Source organism: Xanthomonas sp. AM6, from assembly GCF_025665335.1.
Taxonomy (GTDB): Bacteria; Pseudomonadota; Gammaproteobacteria; order Xanthomonadales; family Xanthomonadaceae; genus Xanthomonas_A.
Genome location: NZ_CP106869.1, coordinates 2,269,385 through 2,282,212, shown reverse-complemented (window position 1 = coordinate 2,282,212; position 12,828 = coordinate 2,269,385). Strand labels below are relative to the sequence as shown.

General features: G+C 70.0%; 9 protein-coding genes. 6 read left to right on the top strand and 3 right to left on the bottom strand.

The features are described from left to right. The first annotated feature begins 160 nt into the window (after positions 1 to 160). From ykgO to OCJ37_RS09475, 6 genes are all read left to right on the top strand, one after another. On the top strand, positions 161 to 286 hold the full coding sequence (gene ykgO / locus OCJ37_RS09500) for a type B 50S ribosomal protein L36 (RefSeq protein ID WP_010342887.1): 126 nt from the start codon (positions 161 to 163) through the stop codon (positions 284 to 286). A gap of 128 nt (positions 287 to 414) precedes the next feature. Beyond that, positions 415 to 741, top strand: coding sequence for a hypothetical protein (locus OCJ37_RS09495; RefSeq protein WP_263113391.1), 327 nt, complete (start codon positions 415 to 417; stop codon positions 739 to 741). Positions 742 to 859: 118 nt separating this feature from the next. Then, complete coding sequence (locus OCJ37_RS09490) at positions 860 to 1,897, top strand: agmatine deiminase family protein (protein ID WP_263113390.1); 1,038 nt, start codon at positions 860 to 862, stop codon at positions 1,895 to 1,897. A 291-nt stretch (positions 1,898 to 2,188) separates the two neighbouring features. After that, a complete protein-coding gene (locus tag OCJ37_RS09485) occupies positions 2,189 to 3,091 on the top strand; it encodes a carbon-nitrogen hydrolase (protein WP_263113389.1) in 903 nt (300 codons plus the stop codon). Positions 3,092 to 3,103: 12 nt separating this feature from the next. Then, the gene (locus OCJ37_RS09480) at positions 3,104 to 3,640 is read left to right on the top strand and encodes a GNAT family N-acetyltransferase (protein ID WP_263113388.1); all 537 of its coding nucleotides are present in this window, start codon (positions 3,104 to 3,106) and stop codon (positions 3,638 to 3,640) included. Continuing rightward, on the top strand, positions 3,633 to 4,925 hold the full coding sequence (locus OCJ37_RS09475; RefSeq protein WP_263113387.1) for a TraB/GumN family protein: 1,293 nt from the start codon (positions 3,633 to 3,635) through the stop codon (positions 4,923 to 4,925). Before OCJ37_RS09480 ends, OCJ37_RS09475 begins: the two co-directional genes overlap by 8 nt. Positions 4,926 to 5,084: 159 nt before the next feature. On the opposite strand, the gene OCJ37_RS09470 is transcribed toward OCJ37_RS09475, so the two are convergent. From OCJ37_RS09470 to OCJ37_RS09460, 3 genes are read right to left on the bottom strand one after another with little or no spacing between them, the layout of a single operon-like run. Beyond that, positions 5,085 to 8,171 (bottom strand): efflux RND transporter permease subunit, encoded by a 3,087-nt coding sequence (locus OCJ37_RS09470; protein WP_263113386.1) that lies wholly within the window; start codon positions 8,169 to 8,171, stop codon positions 5,085 to 5,087. Then, positions 8,168 to 11,686, bottom strand: a complete 3,519-nt coding sequence (locus tag OCJ37_RS09465) for an efflux RND transporter permease subunit (protein ID WP_263113385.1) — start codon at positions 11,684 to 11,686, stop codon at positions 8,168 to 8,170. The genes OCJ37_RS09470 and OCJ37_RS09465 overlap by 4 nt, the downstream gene beginning before the upstream one ends. Then, positions 11,686 to 12,810: an efflux RND transporter periplasmic adaptor subunit gene (locus tag OCJ37_RS09460; protein ID WP_263113384.1), complete on the bottom strand. Its 1,125-nt coding sequence runs from the start codon at positions 12,808 to 12,810 to the stop codon at positions 11,686 to 11,688. The genes OCJ37_RS09465 and OCJ37_RS09460 overlap by 1 nt, the downstream gene beginning before the upstream one ends. Positions 12,811 to 12,828: the final 18 nt, after the last annotated feature.

Genomic DNA, 12,828 nt, shown 5'->3' with positions numbered 1-12,828 from the left:
CGGGGGGCGGCGCATTGTAGCGCCGGTGCCGGCCATGCTGGCGCAAGCAGTTGAAACCATGAAGAAAACCAGGCTACAATCGCCGGCTTACTGATCCAGCGACGTGGTTTTCGCCGCGCCGCACCCCTTTCGAATCCACAAGTTTACGCCGAGGTGTGCCATGAAAGTCCTGTCCTCCCTGAAGTCGGCGAAGGCCCGTCACCGCGACTGCAAGGTGGTCCGCCGCCGCGGCAAGGTCTTCGTGATCTGCAAGTCGAACCCGCGTTTCAAGGCTCGCCAGCGCTGATCCGGCGACGCCCCGCCCTGCGGCACCGCGCGCACGGTGGCGGGTCATCGACAAAAGCCGCCTTCGGGCGGTTTTTTGTTGCCGAAGTTTGCTGTAATCGCCGTTCGTCCTCTGGGGAGCACACCGTGATGAAGCATCGTCTGTCCGCATTGCTGCTGGCCGTTCTGGGCGTGGCCGGCGCCGCCCACGCCGAGACCCTGCTGGTCGAGCGGGTCAAGCAGGAACCCGCCGCGGCGATGCCGGCGCGCGGGCTGAGCATGGCCGAGGTCGAAGCGCGCTACGGCGCCCCGCAGCAGAGGCTGGACCCGCGCGGCGGCCAGAAGCGGCAGTGGCCGACCATCAACCGCTGGGTGTACCCGGCCTTCACCGTGTACTTCGAGAAGCAAAAAGTGGTCGACGTGGTCGCCAACAAGGCCGATGCCAACGAGGTCGGTCCCAAGCCTGCCATTCGGTGATGCGAGCCCTCGCAAGAGCCCGGTTTATGCGAGTCCTTCGCAAGAGCCCGCACATCCATGTGCGGGGATCAAATGAAAGCCCGGCTTCGGCTCGGGCATGACGTGAGTAGTGGTTGCAATGACTGATCGCCTTCGCCTTCCCGCGGAATGGGAACCCCAGTCCGCCATCCTGATCGCTTGGCCGCATGCCGGCACCGACTGGGCCGAGCGCCTGGCCGAGGTCGAGGAGACCTACATCGCGCTGGTCGCGGCGATCGTGCGCTACCAGCGTGTGCTGATCTGCGTCGCCGATGCCGACCTGCAGATCTACGCCGAGGCGCGGTTGCGGTCGGCGCGGGTGGACATGCAGCGCGTGCGGTTCGTCGAGGCCGAGTACGACGACACCTGGCTGCGCGACTCCGGCCCGATCACCCTGGCCCGCGCCGACGGCGGCTTCCAGCTGCTGGATTTCCGCTTCACCGGCTGGGGCGGCAAGTTCCAGGCCAGCCGCGACGACCAGCTGGTGGGCGCGCTGGCGGCGCAGAACCTGTTCGCCGGCAGCAGCGTGCGCAGCATCGATTTCGCGCTGGAAGGCGGCGCGATCGACAGCGACGGCGCCGGCACCCTGCTGACCACCTGGCAGTGCCTGCACGAACGCCATCCGCAGCGCTCGCGCGAATCGCTGAGCCACGACCTGGCCGACTGGCTGGCGCAGCAGCGGGTGCTGTGGCTGGACCATGGCTACCTGGAAGGCGACGACACCGACGCGCACATCGACACCCTCGCCCGCTTCGCCAGCGCCGACGCGATCGTCTACCAGGCCTGCGACGATGCCGGCGACTCGCATTACGCCGAGCTGCAGGCGATGGGCGCCGAACTGGCCGCGCTGCGCACCGCCGACGGCCGCCCGTACCGGCTGTTCCCGCTGCCGTGGGCGCAGCCGGTGATCGACCAGGGCCGGCGTCTGGCCGCGTCCTACGCCAACTTCCTGATCGTCAACGGCGCGGTGCTGATGCCGGCCTACGGCGATGCCGCCGATGCGCAGGCGCAGGCGGTGATGGCGCAGGCGTTCCCGCGCCACGAGATCGTGCCGATCCCGTGCCGCGCGCTGATCTGGCAGAACGGCAGCCTGCACTGCATCACCATGCAGTTGCCCGAGGGCGTGCTGGCGGCCTGACGCGCCGGCGCACCGGGTGCGTGACGGCGGGCGGGAGCGCAACCTTCCGGATCGTCAGGCAGCACGTCGTACAGAACGAAACTGCCACGGCCGCGGCGAGGCGGACGGCGATCCCGGCGCCGCGCCGCCACCGCGGCGCCCGCGTCGGCACGGCGGCATGAGTCAACGGCAACGCCCGCCCCGCCAAGGCCGCAGTGAACGCATCGGCCCGGCGCGGCATTCATCTGCCGGGAACCTGCCGCCGCGCCATCCGCGCTACCATGCGCGCTTTCGCCGACCATTCTTCCCGCAATGAGCCGAAACACTCTTTCCGTCGCGCTGATCCAGGAGCGCAACCATGGCGATGCCGCGGCGAACCTGGCGGTCATCGAATTGCGCGTGGCCGAGGCCGCGGCGCAGGGCGCGCAGCTGGTGCTGCTGCAGGAACTGCACAACGGCGCGTATTTCTGCCAGCACGAGTCGGTGGACGAATTCGACCTGGCCGAGCCGATTCCCGGGCCCAGCACCGAGCGCCTGGGCGCGCTGGCCAAGCGCCATGGCGTGGTGCTGGTGGCCTCGCTGTTCGAGCGCCGCGCCGCCGGCCTGTACCACAACACCGCGGTGGTGTTCGAGAAGGACGGCAGCCTGCTCGGCAAGTACCGCAAGATGCACATCCCCGACGACCCGGGCTTCTACGAGAAGTTCTACTTCACCCCGGGCGATCTCGGCTTCACCCCGATCCAGACCTCGGTGGGCCGCCTCGGCGTGCTGGTGTGCTGGGACCAGTGGTATCCGGAAGCGGCGCGGCTGATGGCGCTGGCCGGCGCCGAACTGCTGCTGTACCCGACCGCGATCGGCTGGGACCCCAGCGACGAGCAGGCCGAACAGGAGCGCCAGCGCGACGCCTGGATCCTCAGCCACCGCGGCCATGCCGTGGCCAACGGCGTGCCGGTGCTCAGCTGCAACCGGGTCGGCCACGAAGCCTCGCCGCTGGCCGCCGATGGCGTGGTCGGCGCGGCCGGCATCCAGTTCTGGGGCAACAGCCACGTGCTCGGCCCGCAGGGCGAATTCATCGCCGAAGCCGGCGCCGAGCCGACCGTGCTGGTCTGCGACGTGGACCTGCAGCGCAGCGAGCACGTGCGGCGGATCTGGCCGTTCCTGCGCGACCGCCGCATCGACGCCTACGGCGATCTGCTGAAGCGCTACATCGACTGAGCCGCCACCGCCTTGGACGATCTGCAGCTGCGCGCCGCCGAGGCCGCCGATATCCCCGCGATCACTGCGCTGTACGCCGAAGAGGTGCGTAGCCACGTCAACACCTACGAGTACGATGCGCCGGACCAGGCCGAGATGCTGCGGCGGATGCAGGACGTGGTCGCACGCGGCTATCCCTACCTGGTCGCGCATGCCGCCGACGGCCGCCTGGCCGGCTACGCCTATGCGAGCAGCTACCGGGCCCGCGTCGCCTACCGCTGGACCGTGGAGAACACCGTCTACGTGGACCCGGCGCTGCACCGCCGCGGTGTCGGTTCTGCGCTGCTGCAGGCGCTGATCGCGGACTGCGAGGCGCGCGGCTTCCGGCAGATGGTGGCGGTGATCGGCGAGTCGACCAACCATGCCTCGATCCGCCTGCATCAGCGCTTCGGCTTTAGACCGGTCGGCGTGTTCAGCGGTCTCGGCCGCAAGCATGGGCGCTGGCTGGACACGCTGCAGATGCAACGCCCGCTGGGCCCCGGCGCCGACCAGGCGCCCTCCGATGAGTGATGGAATGAACGAACTTTCCCAGGCCGACGAAGCACTGTTCGCCGGCCAGCCGTACCGCATCGTCGAACGCGATGGCGTGCGCTACACCCTGCTCGGTACCGCGCACGTGTCGCTGACCAGCGTCGCCGCGGTGGAACGGGCGATCGACAGCGGCCGCTTCGATGCGGTCGCGGTGGAACTGGACCCACAACGGCTGCAGGCGCTGACCGATCCGGACGCGCTGACCAAGCTGGACCTGGTGCAGGTGATCCGCAAGGGCCGGGTGGCGCTGTTCGCCGCCAACCTGGCGCTGGCCGCCTACCAGCGGCGCCTGGCCGAGCAACTGGGCATCGAGCCCGGCGCCGAGCTCAAGCGCGCGGTGCTGCTGGCGCGCGAGCGGCAGCTGCCGGTGTACCTGATCGACCGCGAGGTCGGGCTGACCTTCAAGCGCGCCTCCGGCCGGCTCGGTTTCTTCGGCAAGCTCAAGCTCGGCAGCGGCCTGCTCGGCGGCCTGTTCGCCTCCGACGAGGTCGGCGAGGCGGAGATCGAGAAGCTCAAGCAGGGCGACATGCTCGAGGCCAGCTTCGGCGACTTCGCCAGCGAGAGCCCGGCGCTGTACGACACCATCATCGCCGAGCGCGACCGCTACATGGCCACGCGCCTGCGCGAGGAACACGCGCAGCGGACCCTGCCCAGCCAGACCCCGATCGCGGCCCCCGACTACCTCGACGCCGCGCGCGCCGCCGGCATTCGCGAGGTGCTGGCAGTGGTCGGCGCCGGCCATCTGGCCGGCCTGGCCAGGCACCTGCAGGACGACCAGGACGATCCGGCCTCGCTGCGCAAGGCGCTGGAAGACGTGCCGACCAAGAAGAAGGTGCCGTGGATCACCCTGACCCTGACCGCGCTGGTGCTGGGCGGCGTGGCCTGGGGCTACTGGCGCGGCGGCTTCGCCCTGGGCACCGACCTGCTGCTGCAGTGGGTGCTGTTCACCGGCGGCCTGGCGGGGCTGGGTTGCCTGCTGGCCGGCGGCCATCCGCTGAGCATCGTCGCCGGCGCCATCGCCGCGCCGCTGAAGCCGTTCCGTCCCGGCGTGCCGGCCGGCGCGTTCAGCGCGCTGGTGGAGGTGCACATGCGCAAGCCGGCCTACGGCGACTTCCTGGCGCTGCGCGACGACGCGCAGAACCTGCGCGGCTGGTACCGCAACCGCGTTTCGCGGGTGGTGCTGACCTTCCTGCTGACCAACCTGGGCAGCATGCTCGGCGTGTGGCTGGCCGGATTCCGCATCTTCGGCAAGCTGGCCGGCTGAGCGTTTCGCGGCGGCAGGGCCATGTGCCCTGCCCGATTGCACCGTCGCCGTGTCGTTGAACATTGTGGGAGGGGCTTCGGCCCCGACGCCTTATCGGTAAGGCGTCGGGGCCGAAGCCCCTCCCACACGTCGTTCTGCGCGATGCGGCGCGCGACGCCGTCAGGACACCACCGGCGCCGCCACGCCGCGGCCGCCACGGGCGCGGCGCACCAGCCGGGCCACGCCGCCGCTGAGGTCGTCGAGGATCGCGTAGATGGTCGGCAGGAACAGCAGGCTGACCACGGTGGAGAACGCCAGGCCGCCGGCGATCGCGCGCGCCATCGGATAGTAGGCCGGGCCGTCGCCGAACATCTGCGTGGTGGTCAGCGAGATCGGCACCATCGCCAGGATCGCCGTGCCCATCGTCATCATGATCGGCCGCAGCCGCTCGCGCGAGCCTTCCACCAGCGCCTCGGTGCGGCCCAGGCCGCGCCGGCGCAGGTTGTTGATGTGCTCGATCATCACGATGCCGTTGTTCACCACCACGCCCATCAGCACCAGGATGCCGATGAAGGCCATGATCCCGAAGTTGGTGCCGGTGAGCCAGAACAGCCAGAACACGCCGAAGATCGAGAACAGCACGCCGCTCATGATCGCCGCCGGGAACAGCAGCGATTCGAACACCGCGGCCATCACCACGTAGATCATCAGCAGCGCGATCAGCAGGTTGAACATCATCTGCTGGCCGGCCTTGTCGTCGTCCTGGCCGTCGGCGCCGTCGAAGCTGTAGTGGTAGCCGGCCGGGAAGCTGACGCCCTTCAGGGTCTCCTCCATCGCCTGCTTGGCCTCCGGCGGGGTGACCTTGAGCCCGAGGTTGGCGGTGATGGTCAGCGTGGTCTGGCGGTTGGTGCGCCCGATCTGGGTCGCCGCCGGCCGCGTCTGCACGTCGACCAGGCTCAGCAGCGGCACGCTGCGCCCGTCCTTGGTGCGCACGTTGAAGCTGTCCAGGTCCTCCGGCGTGGTCTCCTCGGCGCCGGCAAAGCGCACCCACACCGGCACCTCGGTGTCGCCGCGGCGGAACTCGCGCAGCGAGGCGCCGCGCAACGCCAGGCCGACGAAGCTGGCGACCTGCTCGGCATTGAAGCCGAACGCCGCGGCGCGCTCGCGGTCCACCCGCACCGCCAGCTCGGTGGTGCGGTCGCCGGTGTCCACGCGCACGTCGCGCAGTTCCTTGCGCCGCGCCAGCAGCGGCACCACGTCGTCGGCGATCGCGCGCAGCGCCTGGGTGGAGTCGCCGACCAGTTGCACCTGCACGCTCTGCGCGCCGCTGCCGCCGCCCTGGCCGTTGCCGTTGCTGCCGACGCTGTAGTTGGCCAGCGCCGAGCGCGGCAGTTCCTTGCGGATCTGCTCGATCAGCGCCGGCAGGTCGCGCACCTGTTTCAGGTCCACGGTCAGCGTGGTGCTGCTGCCTTCCACCTCGCTGAACCACGAATACACCTGGGTGACGTGGTAGCGCTTGCGGCGCGCGTCGATGAATCGTTCGAGCTTGGCCACTTCCGCCGACAGCTGCTCGCGCGTGTACGAGCCCTTCCACTCGTAGCCGATGAAGATCTGCTCGCCGCCGTCGCCGCCGAACATGTCCTTCTTGGTCTGCAGCATCGGCACCACGCTGACCGCGGTGATCAGCGCGATCGCGCCGACGCTCCAGCCGCGATGGGCCAGCGACCAACTAAGCACCCGCGCATAGCGGCGCTGCAGGCGCGGGATCAGGCCGCGCTCGGAGCGCACCAGCGCCGGCGTGCGCATCCGCGCCGACAGCATCGGGATCAGGCTCACCGCCACCAGCCACGAGGCCAGCAGCGACACCGAGATGGTGATGGCGATCTGCGCCATGAAGATGCTGATGTTGTTGGTCTCGCCGAACAGGTTCGGCACGAACACGATGCAGTGGCACAGGGTGCCGGCCGACAGCGCGATGGCGACGTTGCGGGTGCCGACGATCGAGGCCAGCTGCGGCTGCTCGGGCATGCGCTCGCGTTCCTGGTAGATGCTCTCCACCACCACCACCGCGTTGTCCACCAGCATGCCCACCGCCAGCAGCAGGCCCATCATGGTCAGGATGTTGAGGGTGACCCCGGCGAAGTACATGAAGCCCAGGGTGATGGTGAAGCAGATCGGGATCGCCAGGGTCACCATCAGCGTGGAGGGCCAGTGGCGCAGGAAGAAGAACAGCACCGTCACCGACAGCAGCAGGCCGACCGCGCCGGCCTCGGCCAGTTCGGTCAGCGACGAGGTCACCGCCTTGCCCTGGTTGTCGATGACCTTGACCTGCACGTCGCTGAGCGCCGGCTGGGTGCGGATCTGCTCGACCTCGGCCAGCACCGCGCGCGACACCTCGACCAGGTTGGCACTGCGCTCCTTGTACACGTCCAGGCCCACCGCCGGGCGCCCGTCCAGGCGCCGGCCGTAGTTCATCCGGGTCGGCTTGAGCCGGATGTCGGCGATGTCGCCCAGGCGCAGGCCCTTGTTGTCGATGACCAGGTCGCGCAGTTCCTGCAGGTCGCGCAGCTCGCCGACCGGCTGCACGCGCAGGCGCTGGCCGTGGTCGTCGATCTGCCCGGCCGACAGCGAGAAGTTGAGCTTGCCAAGGCGTTCGCTCAGCTCGTTGAGGCTGAGGTTGTGCGCGCTGAGCCGGTCCGGCGCGATCGCGATCTCGACCTCGTTCGGCGGCGCGCCGGACACCTCCACCTTGGCCACGCCGGGGATGCGTTCCAGGCGCCGCTTGAACTCGCGGTCGAGCATGTCGTAGGCGCCGGTCAGGTCGGCCGCGCCGGCCAGGCGCACCTTCAGCACCGGCTCGTCGCTGCTGGACCACTTGAACACGTGGTAGCGCTGCAGGTCTTCCGGCAGGTCGGCGCGGATCGCGTCGATGCGCTCGCGCGCGTCGGACGCGGCGATGGCGATGTCACGGTCCCAGTCGGTGAACTCGATGAAGATGTTGGCGCCGTCGGCGGTGGCGGTCGAGCGCATGCGCTTGATTCCGGTCATCGTCGCCAGCGCTTCCTCGGTCGGCCGCACCAGGTTGCGCTCGACCTCGTCCGGGGTCGAACCGCTGTACGGCAGCTGCACGAACAGGAACGGCGCGGAGATGTCCGGCAGCGCCTCCAGCGGCAGCCGGAACGCGGCGATCAGGCCGACCACCACCAGCGACACGAAGCACATGATGGTGGTGATCGGGCGGCGGATGCTGAACTCGGCGACGCTCATGCCGGCGCACCCGCATCGTCGCCGGCGCCGCGGCCGAGGCCTTGCAGGCGCCGCCGCGCGCGCTGGCCGCGCTCGGCGTAGTAGCTGTCGGCGCGGCGGTCCAGGCGGTCGTAGACCACCGGGATCACCACCAGGGTCAGCAGCGTGGACACCAGCAGGCCGCCGATCACGGTGATCGCCATCGGCGCGCGCACCTCGGCGCCCTCGCCCATCGCCACCGCCAGCGGCAGGAAGCCGAACAGCGTGCACAGCGTGGTCATGATGATCGGGCGCAGCCGCGAACGCGCGCCTTCGATCAGCGCCTCGCGCTTGGCCACGCCGTCCTCGCGCAGCTGGTTGACCTTGTCGATCAGGATGATCGCGTTCTTGGTCACCAGCCCGACCAGCAGGATCAGGCCGATGAACACCACCACCGACACCGGCTTGCCGCTCAGCAGCAGCGCCAGCACCGCGCCGACCATCGCCAGCGGGATGGTGAACAGGATCACGAACGGGTGCAGCAGCGATTCGAATTGCGAGGCCATTACCAGGTACACCAGGAAGATCGCCAGGCCGAACGCGAACAGCAGCGACCGGGCCGATTGCGCCAGCTCCTCGCCCTGCCCGCCGATGTGCATGCCCACGCCGGCGCCGAGCGGCTCGCGCGCGACCATGTCCTGCACCTCGCGCACCGCGCCGCCCAGGTCGATGTCGCGCAGGTTGGCCGACACGATCGCCACGCGGATCTGGTCGGCGCGGTGGATCTCGCTGGGGCCGGTGGTGGCGACCACGTCGGCGACCGCGTCCAGCGTCACCGGCTTGCTGCTGCCGGGATTGACGATCAGCCGGCGGATGCTGTCGACGCTGGCGCGATCGCTCTGCTGCGCGCGCACCAGCACGTCGATCTTGCGGTCGCGGAAGCTGTAGCGGGTGGCGACGTCGCCGCGCACCTTCTTCACCACCACGTCGGCGATCTGCCGCGTGGTCAGGCCCAGCGCGCCGGCGCGCTCCTGGTCGAAGCGGATCTGGATTTCCGGAAAGCCCTCTTCCACGGTCGATTTCACGTCGGCGTAGTGGTCGTTGCCGCGCAGCATCGCCGCCAGCTTCTGCCCGGCGTGCTGGATCGTCTCCAGGTCCTGCCCGCGCAGTTCGATTTCCAGCGGCGTGGAGAAGCTGAACAGCTCCGGGCGGCTGAAACCGACCTGCACGCCCGGGTGCTTGCGCATCGTCGCGCGCATGCGATCGCTCTGCTGCGCCTCGAACTGCTCGCTGCCGCCGCCGGCCATGGCGATGGTCAGCTTGCCGATGTTCTCGCCGCTCTCGGTGGGGCTGGCGTCGAGCCGGGTGCCGCTGCCGCTGACTCCGTACAGCGCCTGCACGCCGGCATCCTTGCCGTGGGTTTCCTGCAGTTCGCGTACCAGCGCATCGGTCTGCCGCAACGGCGTGCCGGCCGGCAGCTTCACCGTCATCTCGAAGCGGTCCTGCGCCAGTTGCGGGATCAGGTCGGCGCCGAGCATCGGCACCACCGCCAGCGTCGCCGCGAACGCCAGCGCGGCCAGGCCCAGCACCAGCCACGGCCGCGCCAGCGCGCCCGGCAGCAGCCGCAGATAGCCGCGCTCGGCGCGCGCATACGGCGCCATCGCCAGGTCGCTGGCCTTGCGCATCACCGGCGCGATCACCGCCACGCCGCCGCGCCACAGCCGCACCACCAGCCACGCCGCGCCGAAGAAACCGCCGCGCACCGCGGCCGCAGCGCCGCGCCGGCCCCACGCCACCGGCTTGAGCCAACCGCGCTGCGGCTCCCACCGCGGCTGCTCCGGTTCGGCCGGGAACGCCAGCGGCGGGCGCCCCTTCAGCGAGCTCAGCATCGGGATCAGGGTCATCGACACCACCAGCGAGATCGCGATCGCGATCGCCACGGTCAACGCCTGGTCGCGGAACAGCTGACCGGCCACGCCCTCGACGAACACCAGCGGCAGGAACACCGCGATCGTGGTCAGGGTCGAGGCGACCACCGCCATGCTCACCTCGCGGGTGCCGGCGATCGCCGCGTCGAGGATGCTCAGGCCGCGCTCGCGCGCCTTGGCGATGCTCTCCAGCACCACGATCGAATCGTCCACCACCAGGCCGGTGGCCAGCGCCAGCCCGCCCAGCGACATCACGTTCAGGCTCAGCCCCAGCTGGCCCATGAAGAAGAACGTGGCCACGATCGACACCGGCAGCGACAGGCTGATCACGAACGTGCTCCAGCCGTCGCGCAGGAACAGGAAGATGATCAGGATCGCCAGCAGGCCGCCGATCACCGCGTCCTTCTTGACGTCGCCGATGGCGTGCTCGATGAAGCGCGACTGGTCCTCCAGCGTGGTCAGTTCCACGTCCGGCGGGACCTGCGCCTTCAGCTGCTCCAGGCGCTTGCGCAGCGCCGCGGCGGTGGACACGGTGTTGGCGTCGCCCTCCTTGTAGATCGCCAGCTCCACCGCCTCCTTGCCGCCCAGGCGGATGATCGCCTCGCGCTCCTTGTAGCCCTGCCGCACCTGCGCCACGTCCTTCAGCCGCACCGGCATGCCGCCGGCGATGGTGGTGGTGGAACTGGACGAAGCGCTCTGCGCCGCCGAGGCCGCGGCCAGCGCCGCCTCCGAGCCGGTGGACGCGGCGATCGCGTACATCTGCTGCATCGCCGCGTCGGCGGCATTGCTGCCGGCGCCCTGGGTGGTCAGCAGCAGGTTGTTGATCTCGTCCAGGTCGGCGAACTGGTTGACCGTGCGCACCAGGTAGCGCTGCGAGCCCTGTTCCAGGCGCCCGCCGGAGATGTTGATGTTCTCTTCCTTGAGCCGGGTGATGACGTTGTCGATCGGCAGGCTCAGCTGCGCCAGCCGCTGCTGGTCGATGTCGACCTGGATCTCGTCCTCCAGCCCGCCGCCGACCTTGACCGCGGCCACGCCGGCCACCGGCTCCAGCTTCTTCTTCAGGTCCTCGTCGGCGTAGCGGCGCAACTGGGTCAGCGCGCGCACCGCATCGGCGTCGCTGGCCGGGGTGGTCTTGCTCGCCAGCACCAGGCGCATGATCGGCTCGGTGGAGGGATTGAAGCGCAGCAGCACCGGCGCCTTGGCTTCCAGCGGCAGCTCCAGCGCCTCCATCTTGTCGCGCACCTCCAGGCTGGCCTGGTCCATGTTGGTGCCCCAGGCGAACTCCAGCACCACGTCGCTCTGCCCGGTGCGCGACACCGACTTGAGCTTGCGCAGGTTCTTGACCACGCCGACCGCTTCCTCGACCGGCTCGGTCACCAGCGTCTCGATCTCCGACGGCGCCGCGCCGGTGTACTCGGTGCGCACGGTCAGGGTCGGATAGCTCAGGTCGGGCAGCAGGTTGACCTTGAGGCTGTTCAGCGCGATCACGCCGAACAGCAGCAGCGTCACCGTGGCCATGGCGATGGTCACGCGGCGGCGCGTGGCGAATTCGACCAGCCCGCCGCCGTGCACGCCCGGCGGGCTGTGTTCGTGCGGATCGCTGCCGTGATCGGAACCGGCGCTGGTCATCAGTGCGCTCCGACCGCGGCATTGCCGCCGGCGTCGGCGACCTCGCGCTGCGGCGCGATCACCTGCACGCGGCTGCCGTCGCGCAGCGCGACCTTGCCGGCGGTGACCACCTGGTCGCCGGGCTGCAGGCCGGCGCGGATCTCCACCCACGGGCCTTCGGAATAGCCCAGCGTCACCGGCACCCGCGCGACCTTGCCGGCATTGACCTTGAACACCGCCGGCTCGCCGTCGTCGAGCAGCGCCAGGCGCGGCACCACCAGCGCATCGGCGCGCTGGTCGTAGTCGATGCGGATGCGTCCGAACATGCCCGGCTGCAGCGCTTCGGCGCCCTCTTCGAACGCGCACACCACCCGGAACGTGCCGCTGCCCGAATCCACCACCGGCGCGATGCGGTCGACCTTGCCCAGGTACTGCTTGCCCGGCAGCGCATCGGCCAGCAGCGTCACCGGCTGCCCGGCCTTGAGCGTGGCCAGCTCGCGCTCGGGCACGTTGAGCGTGGCCTCCAGGCGCGAGTCGTCGACGATGCGGAAGATCGGGGTGTTGATCTGCACGAAGTTGCCGGTCTTGATCGAGCGCGAGGCGATCACCCCGGAGATCGGCGCGACCACGGTGGCGTAGGACAGTTCCAGCGCCGCCAGCTGGTGCTGCGCGCGCACGTTGGCCAGGTCGTACTTGATCTGGTCGACGTCGGCGGCGCTGACCAGCTGCTGGCCGACCAGCTGCTGCGAGCGCCGATAGTTGTTCTCCAGCTTGCGCAGCTGCGCCTCGCTCTGCGCCACCGCCAGCCGCGCGCGGTCCGGGTCCAGCCGCACCAGCGGCTGCCCGGCGCGGACCTGCTGGCCTTCCTCGGCCAGCACCGCCAGGGCCACGCCCGAGGTCTTGGCCACCACCTGCGATTCGGCGCGCGCTTCCAGCGCGGCGGTGCCGCTGTAGCTGGCCGCCACCGCGCGCCGGGTCGCCTTGGCCACCTCGACCGGGATCGCGTCCGGCGCCTTTTCGGCTTCCTTCTGCTTGGCCTGGGCATCGCCGGCCGCCGGCTTGCAGCCGCCGAGCAGCAGCGCGGAGGTGATCAACAGCGCGGCGGCGCAGCTGGCGGTGCGTCGGCGCGTGGAATATCGCGTCATCGTCGTGTCCCTGGTGGA

Bases quoted from the DNA above. Each gene is read 5' to 3' on its own strand.
- OCJ37_RS09465 (WP_263113385.1), bottom strand. From the start codon at position 11,686: ATGACCAGCGCCGGTTCCGATCACGGCAGCGATCCGCACGAACACAGC.
- OCJ37_RS09470 (WP_263113386.1), bottom strand. From the start codon at position 8,171: ATGAGCGTCGCCGAGTTCAGCATCCGCCGCCCGATCACCACCATCATG.
- OCJ37_RS09460 (WP_263113384.1), bottom strand. From the start codon at position 12,810: ATGACGCGATATTCCACGCGCCGACGCACCGCCAGCTGCGCCGCCGCG.
- OCJ37_RS09475 (WP_263113387.1), top strand. From the start codon at position 3,633: ATGAGTGATGGAATGAACGAACTTTCCCAGGCCGACGAAGCACTGTTC.
- ykgO (WP_010342887.1), top strand. From the start codon at position 161: ATGAAAGTCCTGTCCTCCCTGAAGTCGGCGAAGGCCCGTCACCGCGAC.
- OCJ37_RS09490 (WP_263113390.1), top strand. From the start codon at position 860: ATGACTGATCGCCTTCGCCTTCCCGCGGAATGGGAACCCCAGTCCGCC.
- OCJ37_RS09485 (WP_263113389.1), top strand. From the start codon at position 2,189: ATGAGCCGAAACACTCTTTCCGTCGCGCTGATCCAGGAGCGCAACCAT.
- OCJ37_RS09495 (WP_263113391.1), top strand. From the start codon at position 415: ATGAAGCATCGTCTGTCCGCATTGCTGCTGGCCGTTCTGGGCGTGGCC.